The sequence below is a fragment of the Sphingomonas sp. BGYR3 genome, assembly GCF_025153455.1.
GTDB lineage: Bacteria > Pseudomonadota > Alphaproteobacteria > Sphingomonadales > Sphingomonadaceae > Sphingomonas.
Window position 1 is genome coordinate 518,403 of the sequence record NZ_JANZNT010000001.1, and the last position, 22,990, is coordinate 541,392.

The 22,990-nt window shown below is 65.1% G+C and carries 20 protein-coding genes and 1 tRNA gene; 8 read left to right on the forward strand and 13 right to left on the reverse strand.

All coding sequences use genetic code 11. The features are described from left to right. Positions 1-40: 40 nt before the first annotated feature. From NYR55_RS02330 to NYR55_RS02345, 4 genes are all read right to left on the reverse strand, one after another. Positions 41-1,192: a fumarylacetoacetate hydrolase family protein gene (locus tag NYR55_RS02330; RefSeq protein ID WP_260019638.1), complete on the reverse strand. Its 1,152-nt coding sequence runs from the start codon at positions 1,190-1,192 to the stop codon at positions 41-43. Positions 1,193-1,295: 103 nt separating this feature from the next. Continuing rightward, positions 1,296-1,859: a hypothetical protein gene (locus NYR55_RS02335; protein ID WP_260019639.1), complete on the reverse strand. Its 564-nt coding sequence runs from the start codon at positions 1,857-1,859 to the stop codon at positions 1,296-1,298. Positions 1,860-1,973: 114 nt separating this feature from the next. Continuing rightward, the gene (locus NYR55_RS02340; RefSeq protein ID WP_260019640.1) at positions 1,974-3,548 is read right to left on the reverse strand and encodes an aldehyde dehydrogenase (NADP(+)); all 1,575 of its coding nucleotides are present in this window, start codon (positions 3,546-3,548) and stop codon (positions 1,974-1,976) included. A 147-nt stretch (positions 3,549-3,695) separates the two neighbouring features. Further along, positions 3,696-3,772: transfer RNA gene (locus NYR55_RS02345), tRNA-Arg, on the reverse strand. Positions 3,773-3,854: 82 nt separating this feature from the next. Between NYR55_RS02345 and NYR55_RS02350 the strand changes: the two genes are divergently transcribed. Beyond that, positions 3,855-4,388: a hypothetical protein gene (locus tag NYR55_RS02350; protein ID WP_260019641.1), complete on the forward strand. Its 534-nt coding sequence runs from the start codon at positions 3,855-3,857 to the stop codon at positions 4,386-4,388. 10 nt (positions 4,389-4,398) lie between these two features. Here NYR55_RS02350 and NYR55_RS02355 read toward each other — a convergent pair whose 3' ends face one another. Genes NYR55_RS02355 through hemB form a run of 3 tightly spaced genes read right to left on the reverse strand, consistent with a single transcriptional unit; the run spans position 4,399 to position 8,239 of the window. Then, entirely contained in the window at positions 4,399-6,696 is a 2,298-nt protein-coding gene (locus tag NYR55_RS02355; RefSeq protein WP_260019642.1) for a fused MFS/spermidine synthase, read from the reverse strand. Then, positions 6,693-7,253, reverse strand: coding sequence for a GNAT family N-acetyltransferase (locus NYR55_RS02360; protein ID WP_260019643.1), 561 nt, complete (start codon positions 7,251-7,253; stop codon positions 6,693-6,695). Before NYR55_RS02360 ends, NYR55_RS02355 begins: the two co-directional genes overlap by 4 nt. Further along, a complete protein-coding gene (gene hemB, locus NYR55_RS02365; RefSeq protein ID WP_260019644.1) occupies positions 7,250-8,239 on the reverse strand; it encodes a porphobilinogen synthase in 990 nt (329 codons plus the stop codon). Before hemB ends, NYR55_RS02360 begins: the two co-directional genes overlap by 4 nt. A 99-nt stretch (positions 8,240-8,338) precedes the next feature. Between hemB and NYR55_RS02370 the strand changes: the two genes are divergently transcribed. After that, positions 8,339-9,163, forward strand: a complete 825-nt coding sequence (locus tag NYR55_RS02370) for an SIMPL domain-containing protein (protein ID WP_260019645.1) — start codon at positions 8,339-8,341, stop codon at positions 9,161-9,163. Positions 9,164-9,207: 44 nt separating this feature from the next. On the opposite strand, the gene NYR55_RS02375 is transcribed toward NYR55_RS02370, so the two are convergent. Continuing rightward, positions 9,208-11,886 (reverse strand): valine--tRNA ligase, encoded by a 2,679-nt coding sequence (locus tag NYR55_RS02375; RefSeq protein WP_260019646.1) that lies wholly within the window; start codon positions 11,884-11,886, stop codon positions 9,208-9,210. Positions 11,887-11,991: 105 nt separating this feature from the next. Between NYR55_RS02375 and NYR55_RS02380 the strand changes: the two genes are divergently transcribed. Further along, a complete protein-coding gene (locus tag NYR55_RS02380) occupies positions 11,992-12,540 on the forward strand; it encodes a MarR family transcriptional regulator (RefSeq protein WP_260019647.1) in 549 nt (182 codons plus the stop codon). A gap of 80 nt (positions 12,541-12,620) precedes the next feature. Then, positions 12,621-13,661 carry an SRPBCC family protein gene (locus tag NYR55_RS02385; protein ID WP_260019648.1) on the forward strand — a complete coding sequence of 347 codons (1,041 nt, stop codon included), beginning with the start codon at positions 12,621-12,623 and terminating at the stop codon, positions 13,659-13,661. Here the strand turns inward: NYR55_RS02385 and NYR55_RS02390 are convergent. Beyond that, on the reverse strand, positions 13,595-14,212 hold the full coding sequence (locus tag NYR55_RS02390; RefSeq protein WP_260019649.1) for a lysoplasmalogenase: 618 nt from the start codon (positions 14,210-14,212) through the stop codon (positions 13,595-13,597). The genes NYR55_RS02385 and NYR55_RS02390 overlap by 67 nt on opposite strands. A gap of 465 nt (positions 14,213-14,677) precedes the next feature. On the opposite strand from NYR55_RS02390, the gene trmFO reads away from it, so the two are divergent. Beyond that, positions 14,678-15,997, forward strand: coding sequence for a methylenetetrahydrofolate--tRNA-(uracil(54)-C(5))-methyltransferase (FADH(2)-oxidizing) TrmFO (gene trmFO, locus NYR55_RS02395; RefSeq protein ID WP_260019650.1), 1,320 nt, complete (start codon positions 14,678-14,680; stop codon positions 15,995-15,997). Here trmFO and NYR55_RS02400 read toward each other — a convergent pair. Both NYR55_RS02400 and NYR55_RS02405 read right to left on the reverse strand, forming a co-directional pair. Continuing rightward, entirely contained in the window at positions 15,994-16,473 is a 480-nt protein-coding gene (locus NYR55_RS02400; RefSeq protein ID WP_260019651.1) for a histidine kinase, read from the reverse strand. The genes trmFO and NYR55_RS02400 overlap by 4 nt on opposite strands. A 62-nt stretch (positions 16,474-16,535) precedes the next feature. After that, entirely contained in the window at positions 16,536-17,210 is a 675-nt protein-coding gene (locus tag NYR55_RS02405; protein ID WP_260019652.1) for a squalene/phytoene synthase family protein, read from the reverse strand. Between the two features lie 106 nt (positions 17,211-17,316). On the opposite strand from NYR55_RS02405, the gene NYR55_RS02410 reads away from it, so the two are divergent. The 3 genes from NYR55_RS02410 (at position 17,317) to NYR55_RS02420 (ending at position 20,440) form a co-directional block, all read left to right on the forward strand. After that, the gene (locus tag NYR55_RS02410; RefSeq protein WP_260019653.1) at positions 17,317-19,194 is read left to right on the forward strand and encodes a pilus assembly protein TadG-related protein; all 1,878 of its coding nucleotides are present in this window, start codon (positions 17,317-17,319) and stop codon (positions 19,192-19,194) included. A gap of 35 nt (positions 19,195-19,229) precedes the next feature. Next, entirely contained in the window at positions 19,230-19,772 is a 543-nt protein-coding gene (locus NYR55_RS02415; protein WP_260019654.1) for a TadE family protein, read from the forward strand. Between the two features lie 62 nt (positions 19,773-19,834). Next, positions 19,835-20,440, forward strand: coding sequence for a TadE family protein (locus tag NYR55_RS02420; protein WP_260019655.1), 606 nt, complete (start codon positions 19,835-19,837; stop codon positions 20,438-20,440). 10 nt (positions 20,441-20,450) lie between these two features. On the opposite strand, the gene NYR55_RS02425 is transcribed toward NYR55_RS02420, so the two are convergent. Then, positions 20,451-21,839 (reverse strand): pyruvate dehydrogenase complex E1 component subunit beta, encoded by a 1,389-nt coding sequence (locus tag NYR55_RS02425; RefSeq protein WP_260019656.1) that lies wholly within the window; start codon positions 21,837-21,839, stop codon positions 20,451-20,453. Between the two features lies 1 nt (position 21,840). Then, entirely contained in the window at positions 21,841-22,890 is a 1,050-nt protein-coding gene (gene pdhA / locus NYR55_RS02430) for a pyruvate dehydrogenase (acetyl-transferring) E1 component subunit alpha (RefSeq protein WP_260019657.1), read from the reverse strand. Positions 22,891-22,990 lie beyond the last annotated feature (100 nt).

The window sequence follows — 22,990 nt, forward strand, 5'->3', positions numbered from 1 at the left end:
CGGGGCATCCCCTGCCCGTGCGCAAACTTGTATGACTTAATCAAGCCGAAACAGCGTCATGCAGCAATCCGCGTTCGGCCAGGTTCCGGTAAAATGCGCGAATACCCATGGTCCACGGCGCCGCCGCCTTGCTGGTGGTCACCGGGTTGATCAGGCGGCCCAGACGGTCATTGGCGATCGTCACCCGGTCGCCGACCTTGTGGGTAAAGCCGCGGCCCGGCACGTCGCGGTCCTGCACCGGGGCGAACAGCGTGCCAAGGAACAGCACGAACCCGTCCGGATACTGATGCTCACTCAGCGTCTGCTTGACCAGGTCCAGCGGATCCCGGCTGATCTGGCGCATGGAGCTGTGCCCTTCCAAGCGATACCCCTCCGGCCCCTCGATCAACAGATCGATCTCGGCCGCGCGAACATCGTCCATGGTATAGCCTGCATCGAACACGCGGATGAACGGCCCGACGGAACAGGACGCATTGTTGTCCTTTGCCTTGCCCAGCAACAGCGCGCTGCGGCCCTCGAAATCGCGCAGATTGACGTCATTGCCCAGCGTCGCGCCAACCGCTTCGCCCCGCGAATTGACCGCGATGACCACTTCCGGCTCCGGATTGTTCCAGGTGGAATCGGACCGCACGCCGATCTCCGATCCCCAGCCAAGCGTCGACAGGACCGGCGCCTTGGTGAACACCTCGGCATCCGGGCCGATGGCGACCTCCAGATATTGCGACCACATGCCCGCATCGATCAGCGCCTGTTTCAGCCGCATCGCCGGCTCGCTGCCCGGCACCACCGAACGGATGCCGTCCCCGACCTTGCTTTCCAGCTCGGCACGGATGGCGGCCGCCGCGGACGAATCGCCGCGCGCCCGCTCCTCGATCACGCGCTCGATGGCGGAAACGGCAAAGGTCACGCCCGCCGCCTTCACGCATTGCAGGTCGATGGGCGACAGCAGGATCGCACCGCCCTCTCCGCCGGGAACGGACAGGTCCGTGACATCGCCGATGGCACGGCCGCTGACCGCCGAAACATCCCCGTCCAGCAGATCGGCGACGGTCGGCACCTCGCGCGACACGTCGTACACGGTGCCGCCCCGGACCACGACCGGCACCGGCCCCTGCGACAGGCCGACCCGCCCGACGAGCAGCGCGTCCTGATAGTCCACGGGCAATGATTGCGGCGAAAGCGTCCTCTCCACGGCGGATCCCATCAGCTGTTGAATGTTGATAGCGCTACCAGTACGCTGGCGCGCTCATCTGTCAAGCCGTCCGGCCAATCGGCGATCGGGCCGGGGACGGCGATCAGGCGCATTTGCGGCTGAACTGCGCCGATGACGATGCCGGGATCATCAACCCCATGAACGGGCCAAGCTGAACGACCCGCTTGTCGCCCGCCATCTGAACCGAAACGTTCATCTCGTTGGGCTGCAACGCGATCTTGGCCGGGCCGGAAATGCAATGGAATTTCCATTCCGGGCCAACCGTCACCATGCCCTCGATGGCGGCGTCATAGGGTGCGCTGGTGCGCTGGATGCGGATCGGCAGGTTGATGGTCGAACCGCCCGCATCGCCCGTCACCGCACGGGCATAAAAGCCAAAGCTCAGCTTGTCCCCGACGGCAAATCCCTGACGCAGCGTGATCGCGGTCTGGATATCCCATGGATTGGCGCCCTTGCGCGCGACATTCGCCTCGATTGCCATGCCGCCCGGCGCGCCTTCCGACTCGACGACCTTGGTGCGCATCCCCTTGCCGGTAAAATTCCACTCGGCATTTTCAGGATCGGTGATCAGGATTTCCCCGCCCGCCTGCGCAAATGCCCCGACCGCGCCAATCGCCGTCACCATCGCGCTCAGTGCGAGCGCCACGCCTTTCCTCATTGCCCTCTCCCCAAGGCTGTTATCGCTATCAGCTTCCGCCAAAAAAGGCCGGAACGCAAGAGCGAACCGGCCTCTTTGGCATGGCTGTGCGATCCTGCCGGATCAGATGTGCCAGGCGCCATCCACGCGGGCCAGAACGCCCGCCGCCGCGCCCTTCAGCGCATCCGGCAACAGCGCCTCGGGCATGTCCTGATAGCTGACGGGCCGCAGGAACCGGTCGATGGCCAGCGTACCCACCGACGTGGTGCGCCCGTCCGATGTCGACGGGTATGGGCCGCCATGCACCATGGCATGGGTCACCTCGACCCCGGTCGGCCAGCCATTGACGATGATCCGGCCCACCGTCTGCTCCAGCGCAAAGATCAGCTTGCGGGCCGCGTCATAATCCGCCTCATCGACCTGCAACGTCGCGGTCAGCTGACCCTCCAGCTTGCGCAGCACCTCGTTCAGTTCGGACAGGTCGGCACACCGCACCACCAGCGACGATACGCCGAACACCTCATGGGCATGGGCGGGGTCGGCGATGAAATCGGCGCCCTTCGTCTCGAAAAGGGCGGCGACGCCGCGCGTCGGCCCCTCGGCTGCCTGACCGGTGGCCACCGTGCGCACGGTCGGGCTGGCGGCCAGCTTGGCCTTGCCCTCCTCGAACGCCTTGTGAATGCCGTCGGTCAGCATCACCTGCGCGCCAAGGCCAGATACGCCGCCGCCCGCACGCTCGACAAAGGCGTCCAGGTCCGGCCCGTCCACGGCCAGAACCAGGCCGGGATTGGTGCAGAACTGGCCCGCACCCATGCTCACCGACGCCACGAACGCATCGGCCAGCGCGCCGCCACGGTTGGCCAGCGCGTGCGGCATCAGGATGACGGGATTGATGCTCGACATTTCGGCATAGACCGGGATCGGCACCGGCCGGGCCGCCGCGATCTTCATCAGCGCCGTGCCGCCGCCGCGCGATCCGGTAAAGCCCACCGCCGCAATGCGGGGATCGGCGACCAGCGCCTGACCAACGGTCGAACCTGCACCGGTCACCATCGAAAACACGCCATTGGGCATCCCGGTCTTTTCCGCCGCGCGGATGATTGCACCGGCGACCAGCTCCGACGTACCCGGATGCGCCGAATGTGCCTTGACGACCACCGGGCAACCCGCGGCCAGGGCCGACGCGGTGTCCCCACCGGCCACGGAAAAGGCCAGGGGGAAATTGGATGCGCCGAACACGGCAACGGGGCCCACAGGCACGCGGCGCAGGCGCAGGTCGGATTTCGGCAGCGGCTGGCGGTCAGGAATCGCATGATCGATGCGGATGCCCTGCCACGCGCCGTCGCGCACTTCCTTGGCGAACAGGCGAAGCTGGCCGACGGTGCGGCCCCGCTCGCCGTTCAGCCGCGCGGTCGGCAGGCCGGTTTCGGCACAACCCCGCTCGGTCAGCGTATCGCCCAGCGCGTCGATCTCGTCAGCGGCCGCTTCCAGAAACGCCGCGCGCTGTTCCAGCGGCAGGTTCGAATAAATCGGAAAGGCAGCAGCGGCCAGCGCGCACGCTTCCTCGACCTGCTCAACGCTGGCCATCGAAAAACCGGCGTCCGCAATCGCTTCGCCCGTCGCCGGATTATAGGCATGAAACCGCTGGCTCGTGCCGATGCGAGCGCTACCAATAAACAGTTCTCCGGTAATCGTCATGCCCTCTCTCCTGCCCATGTGGGGGTATGGCCGCGGACTTAGGGAGTGGTGCCGGAACATTCAAACGGAAATGCCGGATGCGCGGATCGGCGCGGCGGCCGGATACAGAAAAGCCCCGCCGGCACTGGATGCCGACGGGGCTTGTCATGGCGCGCCCGGAACGATTCGAACGTCCGACCCTCAGATTCGTAGTCTGATGCTCTATCCAGCTGAGCTACGGGCGCGCATCGGAGGGGCGCTAATAGAAGGGGTTTTCGGATCATGCAAGCCCGTTGCGAACAGAATATCTGAGGCATAGACGGAGGCATGATCCAACGCCCTGCCCGTTCGCCCATTATCCCGTCCATCGCCGCGCTTTCGGCCGCCGCAATGCTCGCCGGCTGCGGCATCCCGCGTCAGGATTATCCAAGCCTGCTGCCGCGCCCGGTGGAAAACGGCATGGCGGGCCGGCCGACGCCGGTGCAGCCGGTGGCCGCCCCGGTCGGCGATCCCGCGCTGGATGCCGCCATCGCCAATGCGGCGGCCAGCCGCGCATCGGTAGAACAGGCATTCGACACGGCGCTGAAAACAACCGAACGCGCCGTCGCGGCGGCCCGCGGCAGTGCGCCGGGCAGCGACCGCTGGCTGTCGGCACAGCTTGCGCTGGGTCAGCTTGATCTCAACCGCGATGCGCTGTCCGCCGTGGTCATCGATCTCGACCGGCTGGCCAGCGACCGGGGGATCGAGGGGCTGGACGCCTATCCGCCCCTCACCGCCGCGCTCGATGCCGCGCGCGAGGCGCTGGCCGCCCGCCGCGCCCGCATTGCGGCGCTGGAGGAACAGCTAGCCCCCGCGCCCTGATCCGCCGCGCCTATTCCCCGGCCAGTTCGGGATGCAGCGCATTCAGCACCGGCAGGATCGATGCGTGATCGTCGGTCCATGGCTTGAACCCCGGATAGGGTTTCAGCCCCTCCCACCCATCGCCCGCCAGCTGCAGCAGCGCGATCGTCTCCGGGCTGGGGCTCAGCGCGATCCAGTCGGATGCCGTCGCCTGTTCCAGGCCGGGGCCGGGTGTGTACCGCATCCGCGCGGCATACCATCCCTTTGCCCGGATATTCGCCGCCACCACCGGCGCCATCGCCAGATAGCGGTTGGAAATATGCACCATCAACAGGCCGTCCTTGGCCAGCGCCTGGCGATAGGTGGCGAATGCCTCCTGCGTCAGCAGATGGACCGGCACCGCATCGGATGAAAACGCATCCAGTGCGATCAGATCAAGGCTCGCCGGTGCCGCCTCGGCCAGCCGCAACCGCGCATCGCCCAGCACCACCTTTGCCTGCGGCGCGCACTGTTTCAGGAACGTGAACTTGCCGCTGTCCCGCGACAGCTGGACGACCGTGGGGTCGATCTCGAAAAACTGCCATTGCTGGCGCGGCCGGGCGTAACAGGCCAGCGTCCCCGTCCCCAGGCCGACGACGCCGATCCGCGAATCCGGTCCGTACAGCGCCTCGGCTGCGATCATCGCCTGCCCCACGCCGGATCCGGGTACATAATAAGTGGTCGGCCAGCGCAGCCGCGCCTCGCTGCCGCGCAGCTGCACGCCGTGCAGCGTCGTGCCATGCGTCAGTTCGCGGACATAAGGGTTGCGATCGTTGATCGTATAGACGCCGAAATAGCTGCGGGTGCGCACATCGCCCCGGATGGTCAGGCCGATGGCGTTCCACCCGCCGAACAGGAACAATGCCCCGGCTAGAATGATGACAAACGGCACGCGCCGCCCGATGACGAACAGCGACAGCCCCGCCAGGATCAGGAACCCGACCCCCTCCGGCTTCTTGCCCGGCAACAGTTCGGGGCGGTTCAGGCCGATCATCACGATGGCAAAGACCGCGGCGATCACCACCCCGGTCAACAGCCATTGCCGCCGCCGCGTGCCGCTCCAGATCCGCTCGATCGCATCCAGCAGGAAGATCTGCGGCACCAGCACCCCGGCCGTCAGGATCAGGATGGGGTATTCATACGTCCAGTCGAACACCACCGGCGCGATCAGCCCGGCGAACACGCCGCCCAATGCCCCGCCCAGCGCCATCACCAGATAGAATCCGGTCAACCGGCTCGGTTCGGGGCGCAATTCGTACATCCGCGCGTGCAGCGCCACGCTGACCACGAACAACAGCGCCAGCGCCATGATCGCGTTCAGCAGCGGATATTCGTGATTGCCCGCTATGATGACGCCGCCGAACATGATCAGCGTCACCGGCGCACAGCGGATGATGACGTCCGCCAATCCCCGCCGGTCGGCAAAGGCGACGCTGAAACTCAACAGATACAGACCCAGCGGCATGACCCACAGCAGCGGCACGGCAACGATGTCGGTGGTCAGGAACGTCGTCGTCGCCAGCATCAGGCCCGACGGCACCAGCGCCAGCGCCAGCCAGTGCAGGATGCGCCGCCTGCCGGGGGCGGAACCGGGGGCGTGCATCTCCCGCGTCGGCGGCGCGCCCTTTGGCAGCAACCGGGCACAGGCCAGCACCAACAGGATCAGCGCGATATAGCCAACCGTCCATAGCCACCGCTGGCCAGTGATCGGCAGACTGGGTTCCACCAGCAACGGATAGGCGAGCAGGCCGCCGAAACTGCCAATGTTGGACGCGGCATACAGGGCATAGGGGTCCGCCCCGCCACTGGCGCTGGAAAACCATCGCTGCACCAACGGCGCCTGCGCCGACACTGCCAGGAACAAGGGGCCGATCGACGCGATCAGCAATCCCGGCACCCACAATGCCGGCTCGCCATCGGCGGGCGGGCTCATCGCGATCAGGCCGATGGGCAGCCACAGGCACGCCCCGGCCAGCACGCCCAGATGGATCGCCGCCTGCCGCCGCACGGCAAAGCGGCCCAGCCAGTGGGCATAGCCATATCCGCCCAGCAGCAGCGCCTGATAGACCAGCATGGCGCTGTTCCACACCGCCGGCGCACCGCCCAGCCGGGGCAGCGCCATGCGCGCGATCATAGGCTGCACCAGGAACAACAGGAAACTGCCCAGCAGGATGGTGCCGACGAACAGCCATCGGCGCGACGATGAACCCGCAGACGCGTCGGTCGGTGCTTCAGTCGGCGTGACGGCTTTTTCTTCCAGCGGGGTTTCGGGAACGGCCTGATCGCTCATGCCGCCGCACTCGCCGGTTCGATCTGCGGCCGGTCGACGGCATAAACGATCATCGCCGCCTGCGGGCTGTCCGCCGGATAATCCGGGTGCCGGAAATCCAGGTCCTCGCGACGCTTCATGCCCAATCGCCGCATCAGGCCCCATGACCGCGCGTTGCCGATCACGGTCCAGGCGGAAATGCGCGGATGCGCGGTGTTCGCCCATCCCCATGCCATGCTCGCCTCGGCGGCTTCACGCGCGATGCCCTGTCCCCACCACCGCTCGCCGATGCGCCATCCGATCTCCAGGTCGCCCATCACCGGCGTGCCGGGATGCCCGCCGATGCGCAGGCCGCAAACCCCGGCCAGCTCGCCCGTCTCCCGCATATCGACCGCCCACATGCAATGGCCATGCTGCGCCTGTTGCGCCATCTGGGCATCGATGATCGCGTTGTGCCGCTCGGCGGCCACCGGCCCGCCGAAATGCGCCATCATCGCGGGCGTGTTGACCAGCGCATGGAACACCCGCTTGTCCGCCTCGGTCCAGGGTCGCAGGTGCAACCGGTCGGTAACGATCACGGCTGCAGCAACCGCGCGGCGTGCAGGGCGTGATAGGACAGGACGCCGGAACATCCCGCCCGCTTGAACGCCATCAGCGTTTCCAGGATCAGGGCATCCCGGTCCCCCGCCCCCGCCGCTGCCGCCGCCTCGATCATCGCATATTCGCCGCTGACCTGATAGGCGAACACGGGAACCTCGAACCGTTCCTTCACCCGCCGGACGATGTCCAGATACGGCAGGCCCGGCTTCACCATCACGCTGTCCGCGCCCTCGTCCAGGTCCAGCGCCACTTCGCGCAGCGCCTCCTCGGCATTGGCCGGGTCCATCTGGTACGTCTTCTTGTCGCCCTTCAACAGCCCGCGCGAGCCGACCGCATCGCGGAACGGACCATAGAATGCCGACGCATATTTGGCGGCATAGCTCATGATCTGCACATTATGGTGCCCGGCATCCTCCAGCGCCGCGCGGATCAGGCTGATGCGCCCGTCCATCATGTCGCTGGGCGCGATCACGTCCGCCCCGGCCGCCGCCTGGTTCAGCGATTGCGCCACCAGCATCTCGGCCGTTGCGTCATTCAGGACATAACCCGCATCGTCGACCAGCCCGTCATGGCCATGCGCGGTATAGGGGTCCAGCGCCACATCGGTCAGCACGCCGATATCCGGCACCGCATCCTTGATCGCCCGGATCGCCCGGCACATCAGATTGTCGGGGTTCAGCGCCTCTCGCCCATCCTCGGTGCGCAGGTCATGCGGCGTGTTGGGGAACAGCGCGACGCACGGGATTCCCGCCGCCGCCGCTTCCCTGGCCCGCGCGGCGATGCCCTCCACCGACCAGCGCGACACGCCGGGCAACGATCCGATCGGCTCCTCAACCCCCGACCCGTCGGTGACGAACAGCGGCCAGATCAGGTCCGCCGGGGACAGCACGGTCTCGGCGTGCATCCTGCGGCTCCACGGGGCGGATCGGGTACGGCGCATACGCAGCGCGGGATAATGGCTCATGGAGCCGGGTTGTGGCCCGGCCGCGACGCTTGCGCAAGGCCGGTTGACTTGCCCCCGGGCGCAATGCAGCCTCGACGGTGTTGAAGAGGGGCGGTGCCAATGAAGCGGTTGATCGGTCTTGCTGCTGCCCTGCTGGTCGCCCCTGTCCCCGACGCATCGGCCCAGCTAGTGGATCGTCGGGCGCCGGGGATCACGGTGATCGGCAGTGGCACCATCCGTACCGCACCCGACCTTGCCCGCCTGTCGATCGCCTTCCGGCAGGATGGAACCTCGCCCGACGATGCCAGCCGCAAACTGGCGACCCGCATTGCCGCGGTTCAATCCGTATTGCGCGGCCTTGATCCGACGACGGTCACCTACACCTCGGAAATTGCCTTGCGCACCGTGCGGAACGGAAAATGCACCGGGAATACGGTCGGATCGGATTCGATGATGGCCGTCGAAATGGCGCTGGACGACGCCTTGGCGGCAATGGCCGATGGCACCGACGAAAACAGCGATAACGGCCCGTGCCGGATTGTCGGCCATATGGCGTCCGCGTCGATGACGGCCGAGATGACGGCGGTTGAAAAAGCGGGCACCGCAGCGGGCGTCGCTCGGCGGGAGGGCGCCGACGCCGTGCGCCTCAACGAATTTGCGCTCAAGGATCCGCAGGCCGCCTCGCGTGCCGGCCTGCTTGCGGCCATCGCGGATGCACGATCAAAGGCGGAGGAACTGGCCAGGGCCAGCGGGGTCCGCCTTGGCCCGGTGGTCAGCATCACCAATGGCGATGGTCGGCAGGACGCGCTTTTTGCGATGGCTGATGCGGATGTTTCCCAGGCGATGAACAGCCCTCCGCCACCCGTCGTCACGATCCCGGTCGATCCGCAACCGATCGACACGGACGTCGTGGTGACGGTCGTCTATGCGATAGCCGCGCCCTGAATATCGACTGACCAGCCGGGGCCGGCCAGAACCGGCCAGCTCGCTTATCCCAGCCGCGCCAGCGCCGCGGTCAACCGCTCCGCCTCGGCCGCCTTTTCCGCATGGTCGGCCCGCGCCTTTTCCACCGCCTCGGGCTTGGCACGCTCGACAAAGCTGGGGTTGGACAGCCGCCCGGCCAGCGCATCGCGCTCCTTCACCGCCGCCGCAATCGCCTTGGTCAACCGCGCCTTCTCCGCCTCCAGGTCGATGACGCCCTCCAGCGGCAGGACCAGCACCGCCTCGTCCACCACCACCTGCAATGCGCCGCCCGCCGGTTCCGCGCCGTCCGCCCGGTCGATCCGCGCCAGCCGCGCAATCGCCGCCGCCTGCCGGTCCAGCCGACCCAGCGTCGTCTCGCCCGCATCGCGGACATGGAACGCCAGACGCGCGCCCGGCGGCACGTTCAGTTCCGCCCGCGCCGCGCGCACATCGCTGACCAGCCGGATCAGCCAGTCGATCTCGCGCCCCGCCTCCGGGTCCAGCGAGCGGGCGTCCGGCATCGGCCATTTGGCGACGATCAGGTCATGCTCCCGCTCGCCGAGCGCATGCCACAGCTCTTCGGTCACGAACGGCATGAACGGGTGGAGCAGCACCAGGATCTGGTCCAGCACCCATCCGGCCACCGCGCGCGTTTCCGCGCCGCCCTCGGCCCCTTCGGTTTGCAGCACCGGCTTGATCAGCTCGACATACCAGTCGCAGAACCGGCTCCACGCAAACTGATAGATCGCGTTGGCCGCCGCATCGAACCGCAGCTCGGCAAGCGCCAGGTCGACCGCCTGCACGCATGCTACCGTCTCGCCGATGATCCAGCGATTGACCGCAAGGGCCGCCTCGGGCGCCTCGATGCTGCGGCTCGCCCCGATGCCATTGGACTGACAGAAGCGCGCGGCATTCCACAGCTTGGTGGCAAAGTTGCGGTATCCCTCGACCCGCGCCTCATCCATCTTCACGTCGCGGCCCTGGCTCTCCATCGCCGCCATGAAAAACCGCAGGGCATCCGCGCCATATTTGTCGATCAGGCCAAGGGGGTCGACCACATTGCCCTTTGACTTGGACATCTTGGCCCCGTCCGCCGCGCGCACCAGCCCGTGCAGGTACAGCTTGCGGAACGGCACATCGCCCATGAAATGCATCCCCTGCATCATCATGCGCGCATCCCAGAAAAACAGGATGTCGAACCCGGAAATCAGGATGTCGTTGGGATACCGCCCGCCCAGCGTCCGGTCGTCATTTTCCGGCCAGCCCAGCGTCCCGAACGGCCACAGCGCAGAAGAAAACCAGGTGTCGAGCACGTCATTGTCGCGGGTCAGCGTGGCGCCGGCCCCCGCCTCGGCCTGCGCCTCTTCCTCGGTTTCGGCCACGAACACGCGGCCATCCTCGGCATACCATGCCGGGATGCGGTGCCCCCACCACAGCTGCCGCGACACGCACCATGGCTGGATATTGTCCATCCAGTGGAAAAACGTCTTTTCCCATGTCTTCGGCACGACCTGGATCGCGCCGGATTTCACCGCCTCGATCGGACCTTGGGCCAGCGTCTTGGCATCGACATACCACTGGTCGGTCAGCCAGGGTTCGATCACCACGCCCGACCGGTCGCCATAGGGCGTCTGGATCGTCCGCGGCTCGGCATCATGCTCGGCCCCGTCCTTGTCGACATGCGGGATCAGCCAGCCCTCGGCCTTCAGCCGCTCGACCACCGCCCGCCGCGCATCGGCCCGGTCCAGCCCGATCAGCTCGGCCGGGATCAACCCGTCCGCCGTCTGGCAAACCGCGGCCCTCGCATCCAGCATGTTGAGCATTTCCGCCGGCTTGATCCCGGCGCGAACACCCACCTCGAAGTCATTGAAATCATGCCCCGGCGTGATCTTCACCGCGCCCGACCCCAGTTCGGGATCGGCATGCTCGTCCGCCACAATGGGGATCAGCCGACCGGTGATCGGCAGGCGAACCTGCTTGCCCACCATCGCGGCATAGCGCGCATCGTCCGGATGCACCGCCACCGCCATATCGGCCAGCATCGTTTCCGGCCGCGTCGTCGCCACCTCGATATGCCCCGACCCGTCGGCCAGCGGATAGCGGATGCGCCAGAAACTGCCCTTCACCTCGCGCGTCTCGACCTCCAGGTCGGAAATCGCGGTGCCAAGGCCGGGGTCCCAGTTCACCAGCCGCTTGTCGCGGTACAGCAGCCCCTGACGATACAGGTCGACGAACACCTTCAGCACCGCCTTGCTGAAGCCCTCGTCCATCGTGAAGCGCTCGTTCGCCCAGTCCACCGATTCGCCCAGCCTGCGCATCTGGTTCAGAATGGTGCCGCCGGATTCCGCCTTCCACTGCCACACGCGGTCGACAAATTCCTCCCGCGTAAAATCGGTGCGCTTTTCGCCACGTGCCGCCATCTGCCGTTCGACGACCATCTGCGTGGCGATCCCGGCATGGTCCATGCCTGGCAGGAACAGCGCATCCTTGCCCTTCAATCGCGCGTGCCGCGTCAGAATATCCATCAGCGTATGGTCTAGCGCGTGGCCAATGTGCAGGCTGCCTGTCACGTTTGGCGGCGGCAGGACGATCGTCCATGGCTCCGCGCCGGGCCGGTCGGGGCGGAACAGCCCTTCGCGCTCCCAATGGGCATACCAGCGGGCCTCGATTTCGGCCGGGTCGAACGTGCGGGACATTTCGGTCATGTACCGCGCAATAACCGGGCGGACGGTCAGCGCAAGAGAGCGCGGCATCCCGGCTTGACTCATCAGCTTCATCTGTTATTTCTGTTGTTACAGAAAGGATTGCACTTGAGCCTGTTCGACCATCCCGATGCAAAGGCGTTCATCCTCCATTGGGGGGAAATGGGCACGCAATGGGGCGTCAACCGATCGGTGGCTCAGGTCCATGCCATGCTCTATCTGTCCGACCGACCCCTGCCGGCGGACGAGATTACCGACACCCTCACCCTCGCTCGTTCCAACGTCTCCACCGCGCTCAAGGAACTGACCGGCTACGGCATCGTCCGCCGCGTGCACGTAGAGGGGGATCGCCGCGATCATTTCGTCGGCGAAACCGATCTGTGGGAAATGCTCATTCGCATCACGCAGGAGCGCAAGCGCAGAGAGATCGACCCGACGATCCAGCTGATGGGCGAGCTGGCCGAACGGCTGCGCAACGATCCATCGGCCCCGCCCCATGTCCGGGAACGGATCGTCCGCATGAACGAATTCATCGGCACGCTGGGCAACTGGTACGAACAGGTGCGCTCCCTGCCCAAATCCACCCTCGTCACCTTGATGAAGCTGGGGGCAAAGGTCGCCCGCTTCATCCCCGGTTCCGGCAAGCAGGAAGGCTGACCCGTCCGCCGCCCGTCCAGCCCCGATCAGCCACGCCCATATGTTTCTGTATTTCCAGAATTGACTGAAGGCAGATAAACATGACCCTTGAATCGCCTCGCCCGCCGACCGCCACCCGTCGCATCGCCGGTGCCTTTGCGGTCGCCCTGGTCTTTGCGCTTGGCGTCTATCTGCTGCTCGATTTCACCCGGCCCGGTGCGTTGGTGGGGTTCAGCTTCCTGCTCGTGCTGCCCGCCGCCGTCACGGCCTTCATCGCCTATGTCGGGGATCCGCATGGGGAAAAGGCGCGCGGCTGGTATCTCGGCACCGTCCCCTTCGTCCTGATGCTGCTGGTCATCGTCGCATCCATGGTTTTCCTGCGGGAAGGCGCCATCTGCATCCTGATGCTCGCCCCGCTCTGGATCGTCAGCAGCCTGATCGGCGGCGCGCTCACCATGAAGCTGCGCCAGCGCCGCAAGCCGGGGGAATCGATCGATGCGACCTTCAACGCCAGCGTCCTTCTGGTCATCCCGCTCGTCGCGTTCCAGGTCGAACCGATGATCCCGCTGCCCCGCGATCGCTATGTCGTGACGCGCAGCATCGATATTGCCGCCGATCCGATGACCGTCTGGAACCTTGCCAAGGGCGTCGGTGCGATCCGCGCGGACGAGGGACGCTTCACCATCTCGCAAAGCCTGATCGGCCTGCCCCGGCCCACCGGGGTCCGTCTGGACGCCGAACGGCTGGGCGCGGTCCGCCACGTCGCGTGGCAGGATGATATCCGCTTCGATGAAGTCGTGACGGCATGGCAGCCGGGACGTCGGCTCCACTGGGATTTCCGCTTCGGCCGGGCTGCGATGGACGGCTGGGCGATGCAGGACCGGCACCTGATGCCCGACAGCCCGCATTACCGGATCACCGATGGCGGCTATCGGCTGACCCGCCTGCCGGATGGCGGCACCCGGCTCACGCTAACCACCCGCTATTGGGCGCAGACGCCGGTGAACCCCTATGCCCGCGCCTGGGGCGAATTGCTGATTGGCGATGTGTCGAACAATGTGCTGGCGATCATCGCTCAGCGGGCAGAGGCGGCCAGCACCCGCCCCGCGCCCCATGCGATCAGCGCCTGGCCCGCGAAATAGGTCGGCCAGATCAGCAGTTCCCAACTGCCGAAACCGCCGATCCGCGCGAACAGGATCAGGTCGGATGCGACGAACAGCATGGCGCCCATGCCCACCCGATAGCGGGGAAAGCGGCTGGTCCACGCCAATGCCGCCATGCTGCCCAGCCCGGCGGCATAGATGGCAACGCCAGCATCCCGGCTCAGCAACGCGGCAATCAGCGTCGTGGCGGGCGCGATGATCCAGCCGAGCAGGCGCTGGCTCCGGCTCATCGCCGCCCGCCGGTGACGGGCGAACAGCACGATATACGCGATATGCCCGGCCAGGAACGCGATCGCCCCGACGATCAGGCTTACCGCCTCCAGCAGCACATCGCCAATCGCGCCCAGCGCCAGCGCGGCGGCCAGCAACCGGCCATCCCCGTCCCGCGCCGTCATGGCGGCCCAGATCGCCAGCAGGCCGACGCCCGCCCCCTTCCACACGATGACGCCCGCCCCGCTCAGGTCGGACCACCCGACCAGCGTATAACTCGCCCCCGCAACCAGCGCCGCTATCCAGATCGTTTTCGCCATCCTGTCCCCGCTGGTGCTGAGCCTGTCGAAGCACTGCCCGTCTTCTTGCGCCAATGCCAGCACGCCGATGGCCTATTCCCCACCGTAACCCCGGCCTTGCGCCGGGGTCCAGCGTGCCACCGCACGATCCGCCCACTGCCGCACGCTGGATGCCGAAACAGGTCCGGCATGACGAGGGGGCAGGAGGACCCTCACCCTTCCCACCGCTTCGCGGCGGACCCCTTCCCTCTCCCGCTTGCGGGAGAGGGAGGGAGGCGCGAAGCGCCGGAAGGATGAGGGTCTTCTTGCTACAGACCTTCTCGCCACCCTCCGCCCAATCCCGCCCCTTTCCTACACACCCGTCTTGCGCCTAGGCTCTGCCTGCGCAAAAGCCCCGTGCATGGCGCGGAAACACCCGGTTCCGACCGTCAACCGCCCCGTAAACCCGTTCATAGTGTCAAAACTGTCAAAACTGGCCCCGATTTGATGACCAACACCCACGACATTCACATCATTGGCGGCGGCCTCGCCGGATCGGAAGCCGCCTGGCAACTGGCAGAGGCCGGGCTTCGCGTCCGCCTGTCCGAAATGCGCGGCTCCGGGGAACGCACCCCTGCGCATCAGACCGACGATCTTGCCGAACTGGTCTGCTCGAACAGCTTCCGCTCCGATGATGCCGACAGCAATGCCGTCGGCCTGCTGCATCAGGAAATGCGCGCCCTCGGCTCGATCATCATGGCGATGGGGGATGTGCACAAGGTTCCGGCCGGATCCGCCCTTGCCGTCGACCGCGACGGATTTGCCGCCGGGGTCACCGCACGCCTCGCTCAACATCCGAACATCACCGTCGTGCGGGAACGGATCGACACCCTGCCCGCCAGCGGCCCGACGATCATCGCCACCGGCCCCCTGACCGCGCCGGGCCTGGCCGACGCCATCGGCGCTGCGACGGGCAAGGATCAGCTGGCGTTTTTCGACGCCATCGCCCCCATCGTCCATGCCGAAAGCATCGACATGGACATCGCCTGGAAACAGTCGCGCTGGAACAAGGGCGAGGGGTCGGATTACATCAACTGCGCCATGGACCGCGAACAATATGAGGCGTTCCACGCCGCGCTGATGGCGGGCGAAAAGACCGAGTTCCGGGAATGGGAAAACGTCCCCTATTTCGACGGCTGTATGCCGATCGAGGTGATGGCGGAACGCGGGCTGGACACGCTGCGCTTCGGCCCGATGAAGGGCGTCGGCCTGGATGATCCGCGCACCGGCCGCTGGCCCTATGCCGCCGTTCAGCTTCGTCAGGACAATGCCACCGGCACGCTGTGGAACATGGTCGGGTTTCAGACCAAGCTGAAATATGCCGAACAGGTGCGCATCTTCCGCACCATCCCCGGCCTGGAAAACGCCGAGTTCGCCCGGCTGGGCGGCCTGCATCGCAACACGTTCATCCGCTCGCCCGAACTGCTCGATGCCACGCTGCGCCTGAAATCGGCCCCGCACATCCGCTTCGCCGGACAGATTACGGGGTGCGAGGGCTATGTGGAAAGCGCGGCCATCGGCCTCATTGCCGGGCGGTTCTGGGCTGCGGAGCTTGCTGGCCGCGCCATGACGCCGCCGCCTGTCGAAACCGCGCTGGGCGCGCTGCTCGGCCACATCACGGGCAATGCGCGGGCGGAAAGCTATCAGCCGATGAACGTCAATTTCGGCCTGATGCCTCCCATTCCCGGCCGCACGAAAAAGGCTGATCGGAAACGGATGTACACCGACCGCGCCCGGGTCGCCCTTGGGGAATGGCTGGCGGCCTAACCGTCCGCTTCGTCCTCCGCTGGTTCCGGGGCGCGCTCGGCCGGCGGGCATTTGACGGTCGCGGCCGGCTTGCGCTTGACCGCGGTGGTCGCAAACTCGGCCCGGTTCAGCGCCCGGTCGCCGCTGGCATCGGCCTTGGCAAACTTGTCGGTGGTGCGAACCGCCCATTCGTCAAAGCTCAGCCGTCCGTCGCCATTGGCGTCCAGCTTGGCATAGGCCTTGCGCCGGCTGGCCAGATATTCGTCCCGGGTGATCCGGTCGTCCCGGTCCTTGTCATACCGGTCGAACCGCTTCTCCTCCCGGCTCCGCTCCGGGGCCGAAGGGGCGACATCGGGCAGCGGCGCTGCCGCGGCCTGCGCCGCTGGCGGCGGCGGCGGTGTCGGGCCGGCCTCGCCGCTCGCCATCGACCGGTACAGGAACAGGCCCGCCATCATCAGCAGCATCGCACCCGCCGCCCCCGCCAGATACCGCCACATCGCCTGCCTCCCAACCCCTTTGACGCCAAGGCTAGCGGAGGCCGCTCGCTGGTCAAAGCGGATTAGCGACCGGTCAGCTTCATCACCGCCAGGCGCGCCACCCGCCCCGGCGCACCATGCCGGATCGGCTGGTCCAACGGTATGGCGGCATCCATCCGCGCCAGCAGCGAAAGCGCGCCTAGCACCCGCAACGGCCCCGGCCAGCGCCCCGGCCCGTCAGCCAGCGCAGCCAGCACCATGCGCTGCGCCTCGCCCGCCGCTGCCGGATCGCTCAGATGCCGGGACAGATCGGCCAGCGCCCAGCCCTGCCCCGCCTTGGCCAGCCCCGCCGGCTCACCGCCCCCGGCACACCTCGCCACCGCCCGGAACAGCGTTGCCCCCCGCTCCTCGGCATAAGCGCCCAGAATTTCCGGCGTCAGTTCCTCCGCCGTCGCCAGCCGCTCCCATCCCGTCGCCATGTCGGCCAGCATCTGGCCCGAAACCTCGGCGCCGACCACCGCTGACGCCACCTCGACCAGCACTGGCATCGCTGGTGGTTCCCCGCCCTCCAGTGCCGTCAGCTGATCCCGCCACCACGCAAGCCGCAGCTGCGCCAGCATCGGCTGACCCGTCGCCCGCAGGACCGCGCCCAGCGAGTCGTCCAGGTTCAACAGCGCCTTGACCACCGGCTGCAATGCCGCCGGCGCGTATCCGATGGCCAGTGCCACCTCGGGATTTTCCAAAAGGCGCAGGGTCACGGCCGGGTTCCAGGGGTAAATGCGTCGGTAACCATGATGGTTGAACAGCGGTTATCCAATGCAGGTGCATGGGGAAGGGTGAGTATATCCGGGGGCCGCAGGCACTATGCAATTCTGGTTCACAAAAAAAGCCCGTCATGCAGGCGGTTTGCTGACCCGATTGGCCCGCAACCGGCGCGCGAACGTCCTTCCGATCATGGCGGCCGCCCTTGTTCCAATTGTCGGCGGGATGGGTGCCGCGATCGATGCCAGCCGAGTGATCATGGTGAAATCGCAGTTGCAGACCGGCGTCGATGCTGCGGCGCTGGCAGGTGCCCGCGCGTTTGCGATTACGGATGGATCAGCCAATTCGCGCACCAGCCAAGTCGATTCCTATTTTTACATCAATTTCCCCGGCAATCCGAACCCATATATGGGAGTCAGCAACCTTCAATTGACGCCAACCTTCACGACCGTGAACAACATCAACGTTACCACGGTGACGGCCTCCGCCACCGTGCCGATGACGTTCATGCAGCTGTTCAACTATCAAAGCCAGACAGTGACCGCGATTGCCAAGGCCGAGATCCAGCCGCGTCCGCTTGAAGTGATGATGGTCTTGGACAACACCGGCTCGATGCGGGCCAACCTATCGGCTGGCCGAACGCGCATGACTGCGCTCAAGGAAGCCGCAAACGACTTTGTCGATATCGTGCACCAAGGGCAGACCCGGCGGGCCGATCTGGCAATCGGCTTTGTACCCTATGACATCACTGTAAATGTAGGCCGTCTGCTTCCCAGCGGCTCGGTCGCCAGCCAGACCGGCTTTAACGACGCGTTCTTCACGACTAACTATGGCGATTGGCCCGCCAACTTCCTTGCGTGGAAGGGGTGCGTGATGAACGACAGCACGGTCAAAGACGTCAGCGCCGATCGGTTGGAGTCAGAGCCGGGCGCTTGGGATGTGACCCGGACCCTGCCGGGAGAAGGCTCAAACCCTGCGGTTCAGCCATATTTCGTCCCGCCAATGTATGTTCCGAGGCTGGCATCGAGCTCGGCAAACGCTACGCAAAAGGCGAACAAGGATGGCGATTATTACAAAATCGCCAACGTCGAGCCCAAGAACAATCTCTACAAGCTGGACGGTGGTTCGGCCGGCGCTGCACAGTCAGCCTATTTGCTCGCTACGCCCACCTATCGCAAATATTTCTACGATTATTACATCGGCCTCAACAATGGCGCGAACACGGCAACCGATGATGTCATTCGGAAGACGGATGGCAGCTATTACACGCCAGGCTCGGCCGATGCATGGGTCGTCGATCTGTCGCGCGTCCCCTTCTACTCCAACACAGCCTATTGGATGGCGCCGACATCGGCCAGTATCAACGCCAATGGTGGCCGGGTTGATGATATCACCAAAGATACCACTCCGATGCCATCGCCCAACTGGCAGTGCCCGGAAGAAGCAATGCCGATCGCGTATAACCGTCCAAAAAGCGATTACACCAGCTACATAAGCGACAAGAACTCAGCGATCTATCCGGCGAACGGAACGATCCATCATGCAGGCCTGCTATGGGGATACCGGCTGCTGGTACGGGACGACAAATTCCCACGGACCAACCCAACGAACGAGCGGGCCAGACGCGCTATTGTGTTCATGACGGACGGTCTGAACGAGGTGGGCGAAAGCCAGAACGGATACACGGACCGCACCTTCACCTGGTATGGACAGTGGTCGCAAAGCAGCCTGTCGTCGAACGCTGCCAACACCGAAACGCAGATGCTGCGCCGGTTCGCCAAAACCTGCGCCAATATCCAGCGGGAGACCAACCCGCCCGAAATCTACATCATCGCGCTGGTCGCCAACAGCACAGAAGTCAACACAGCATTTGATCAGTGTGCGCCCGGCCGCGTTTATCGAACCAGCAGCACGGCGGAGCTTCGCACCGCGTTTCAGAACGTCGCTGCAGAGCTGGTTGACCTGCACCTGACACAGTGATGGCTATGATGCTAATTCTCTCAGACCGCCGCGGCATGGCCGCCGTCGAATTCGCCCTGGTTGCCCCAGTGATGCTGATGCTGATCTGCGGCGGCATCGAGATGGCACATCTGACCTTTGCGCGCAGCACGCTGGACGCGGCAATGATCCAGGCCGCGCGCAAGGCATCGGCATCACTTGAAACGGCTGAGGCCACTCGTACCTCGGAGATGATCGCACGGATCAACACCGGTATGAACGGCTTTCCGATTGCGCCTGATCATAGCACCGTGATCGAAACGCGGGTCTATCGAAATTTCAGCGCCGCCTATCCGGAGGTGTTTACGGATACCAATGGAAACGGCAGCTATGAGCTCGGTGAGCCATATGTGGATCGAAACGGTGACGGGGTGTGGAATCCCGCTACCCCGAAACCGAACCGTACCCTTGGTGGGCCTGGCGACGTGGTCAGCTACACGGTTCGCTATCCAAAGCGCATCCTGTTTAAATTCTTGGCCCAGCCGCTTGGGTTGGGCGACATAATAACGATCAGTGCGACCACCGTCGTCCGAAATGAAGCCGTTGTGAGGCGCACATGATCAGATTCAAATCCTCAATCCGCTCCCCTCGCACATCGCGAGTCTTTGGTGATCAGCGCGGCATGGCGATCGTTGAATTCGGGCTATGCCTGCCGTTGTTCATCGGCTTCATCTTCGCCGGCCTGGAATTCGCGAACTACACCATCGCCAACAACCGTACGCAGCGCGTAGCGGCAATGACGGCTGACCTGGTCGCGCAAAGCGGAACCGGTGCGATTGGAGCCACAGAAGGACAGATCTACGATCTGCTAAGTGCAATCGATCTGACCGCTCAACCCTTCGATTTGCGAAACCACGGGCGTGTGATCCTCACTGCTGTTCGCGGAACCGACAATGACAATAACGGTCAGATCGAAAATCGCATCATATGGCAGCGTTTCGATGGCGGCTATGTGGCAGCTGTGCCCCGGGTAGGATGCAATCAGACTGTCCAACTTGCGACCCTTCCTGCCAACCGTGTCATGACATTGGACGAAATCCTTTTTCATGTGCAGGTTACATACGAATATCAGCCGCTGTTCAGTCACGCGCCGTTTCACTGGTTAAACTTGCCGACGGCATTCCGCCGAGAAGCTGTGTTTCGTGCCCGCAGCACGCAGTTCCAGACGCCAACGCCTGATGCGCGTTTTCCGCCGAAGAACAAATGCAACACAGCCAACGGTTTGTGACTGACTCCCTTCAGCGATAGGTGACCTTCTTCACCGCAGCCACGACCCGCGCGGCATCGACCAGGGCCAGCTTTTCCAGGTTGGCGGCATAGGGCAGAGGCACGTCCTCGTTCGTCACGCGCAGTACCGGTGCATCAAGGTCGTCAAAGCCCTGTTCCATCGCCACGGCAGCGATTTCCGACGCGATCGAACAGGTCGGCCAGCCTTCCTCGACCACCACCATCCGGTTGGTCTTTTTCAGGCTTTCCAGCACCGTCGCCGTGTCCAGCGGACGCAGGGTGCGTAGGTCGATCACCTCGGCATCCACGCCCTCGCCTGCCAGCGTCTCCGCCGCTTCCAGCGCGACGCCGACGCCGATGGAATAGGACACGATCGTCACGTCCTTGCCCGGACGAACGATCCGCGCCTTGCCGATCGGCAGGACGTAATCATCCAGCTTCGGCACGTCGAAGCTGCGGCCGTACATCAGCTCGTTTTCCAGGAAGACGACGGGGTCTTCGCTGCGGATCGCCGCCTTCAACAGGCCCTTGGCATCGGCGGCGTCATAAGGCGCGATGACGATCAGGCCGGGGACGCTGGCGTACCACGGGCCGTAGTTCTGGCTGTGCTGGGCCGCCACGCGGCTGGCAGCGCCGTTGGGGCCGCGGAACACGATCGGACAGCGCATCTGGCCGCCGGACATGTAATTCGTCTTGGCCGCCGAATTGATGATGTGGTCGATCGCCTGCATGGCGAAATTGAACGTCATGAACTCGACGATCGGGCGCAGGCCGCCCATCGCGGCGCCCGTACCGATGCCGGCAAAGCCATATTCGGTGATCGGCGTGTCAATGACGCGCCGCGGGCCGAATTCGTCGAGCAGGCCCTGCGTCACCTTGTATGCGCCCTGATATTCGGCGACTTCCTCACCCATCACGAACACGCGGTCGTCGGCGCGCATTTCCTCGGCCATCGCATCCCGCAATGCCTCGCGGACCGTGGTCTTGACCATTTCGGTCCCCTCGGGGATCGCGGGATCGGCGGCGCGCGGCTTCACATCGGCGAGCTGTGCCGTGCCGGTGGGCGTTTCCGCCTTGGCAGGCGCATCGTCCGCCTTGGGCGCTTCGGCTGCAGGCGCAGCAGCCGCAGGCGCTGCCTCGACCGAACCGGCATCCTCGCCCTCACCCGCGATCAACGCGATCACGGTGCCGACCTTTACGTTGTCGGTACCCTCGGCGACCAGGATCTTGGCGATCACGCCTTCGTCCACCGCCTCGAATTCCATCGTCGCCTTGTCGGTTTCGATTTCGGCCATGATGTCGCCAGCAGCGACGCTATCGCCTTCCTTTACCAGCCACTTGGCCAGCGTGCCTTCCTCCATGGTCGGCGACAAAGCCGGCATCTTCAGTTCGATCGCCATGTCAGTAGGTCCCCACCAGCACGTCCGTATAGAGTTCTGCCGGATCGGGTTCCGGCGTGGATTCGGCGAAATCCGCCGCTTCGTTCACGATCTTGCGAATTTCCGTTTCGATCGACTTCAGATCGGCCTCGGTCACGCCGGCGGCGGCCAGTTCCTTCTTCACACCCTCGATCGGATCGGAATTGTCGCGCATCGACTGCACCTCGTCGCGCGAGCGATACTTGGCCGGATCGGACATGGAATGGCCACGATAGCGATAGGTCTTCATCTCGAGGATGATCGGGCCCTTGCCGCTGCGCACCCATTCCAGCGCGGTTTCGGCAGCGCCGCGACAGGCGAGGACGTCCATCCCGTCGACCTGGATGCCGGGGATGCGGAAGCTTTCGCCACGCCGATACATCTGATCTTCGGCCGACGAACGCTGCACGCTGGTGCCCATGGCGTACTGGTTATTTTCGATCACGAAGATGATCGGCAGCTTCCACAGCTCGGCCATGTTGAACGATTCATACACCTGGCCCTGGTTCGCCGCGCCATCGCCGAAATAGGCAAGGCACACGCCGCCATCGCCGGCATATTTATGGCCGAACGCCAGCCCCGCACCCAGGCTGACCTGAGCGCCGACGATGCCGTGGCCGCCGTAAAACTTCTTTTCGGTCGAGAACATGTGCATCGAACCGCCCTTGCCGCGGCTGATGCCAGCCTCGCGGCCGGTCAGTTCGGCCATGATCACCTTGGGGTCGATGCCATAGGCCAGCATATGGCCATGATCGCGATATCCGGTGATGACCGAATCGGTGTCGCCGTTCAGCGCGGACTGCAGGCCCACGGCCACCGCTTCCTGACCGATATACAGGTGGCAGAAACCGCCGATCAGGCCGAGGCCGTACAACTGGCCGGCCTTTTCCTCGAACCGGCGGATCAGAAGCATCTGGCGGTAGAATTCCAGCAGTTGCTCCTTCGAAGCCTTGAACCGCTGCGGTTCGCCGGGTCGCTCCCGATTGGGAATAGGGGGTTCGGTGCTGGCGCGGTTCGCCGGTGCCTTTGCCACGTTATCTTGATCCTCGTTCCGGGGAAGGAAGGTGCCCGCCTATAGGCGTGTTTTCTGCCCTAGGGCAATCACCCGAATTCGAATGTGCCGGTCTGGTGGG

What these genes read in the sequence shown, in the direction of transcription:
- NYR55_RS02340 (WP_260019640.1), bottom strand. Translation starts at nt 3,548, where the DNA reads ATGACGATTACCGGAGAACTGTTTATTGGTAGCGCTCGCATCGGCACG.
- NYR55_RS02350 (WP_260019641.1), top strand. Translation starts at nt 3,855, where the DNA reads ATGATCCAACGCCCTGCCCGTTCGCCCATTATCCCGTCCATCGCCGCG.
- NYR55_RS02355 (WP_260019642.1), bottom strand. Translation starts at nt 6,696, where the DNA reads ATGAGCGATCAGGCCGTTCCCGAAACCCCGCTGGAAGAAAAAGCCGTC.
- hemB (WP_260019644.1), bottom strand. Translation starts at nt 8,239, where the DNA reads ATGAGCCATTATCCCGCGCTGCGTATGCGCCGTACCCGATCCGCCCCG.
- NYR55_RS02370 (WP_260019645.1), top strand. Translation starts at nt 8,339, where the DNA reads ATGAAGCGGTTGATCGGTCTTGCTGCTGCCCTGCTGGTCGCCCCTGTC.
- NYR55_RS02375 (WP_260019646.1), bottom strand. Translation starts at nt 11,886, where the DNA reads ATGACCGAAATGTCCCGCACGTTCGACCCGGCCGAAATCGAGGCCCGC.
- NYR55_RS02385 (WP_260019648.1), top strand. Translation starts at nt 12,621, where the DNA reads ATGACCCTTGAATCGCCTCGCCCGCCGACCGCCACCCGTCGCATCGCC.
- NYR55_RS02390 (WP_260019649.1), bottom strand. Translation starts at nt 14,212, where the DNA reads ATGGCGAAAACGATCTGGATAGCGGCGCTGGTTGCGGGGGCGAGTTAT.
- trmFO (WP_260019650.1), top strand. Translation starts at nt 14,678, where the DNA reads ATGACCAACACCCACGACATTCACATCATTGGCGGCGGCCTCGCCGGA.
- NYR55_RS02400 (WP_260019651.1), bottom strand. Translation starts at nt 16,473, where the DNA reads ATGTGGCGGTATCTGGCGGGGGCGGCGGGTGCGATGCTGCTGATGATG.
- NYR55_RS02410 (WP_260019653.1), top strand. Translation starts at nt 17,317, where the DNA reads ATGCAATTCTGGTTCACAAAAAAAGCCCGTCATGCAGGCGGTTTGCTG.
- NYR55_RS02415 (WP_260019654.1), top strand. Translation starts at nt 19,230, where the DNA reads ATGGCCGCCGTCGAATTCGCCCTGGTTGCCCCAGTGATGCTGATGCTG.
- NYR55_RS02420 (WP_260019655.1), top strand. Translation starts at nt 19,835, where the DNA reads ATGGCGATCGTTGAATTCGGGCTATGCCTGCCGTTGTTCATCGGCTTC.
- NYR55_RS02425 (WP_260019656.1), bottom strand. Translation starts at nt 21,839, where the DNA reads ATGGCGATCGAACTGAAGATGCCGGCTTTGTCGCCGACCATGGAGGAA.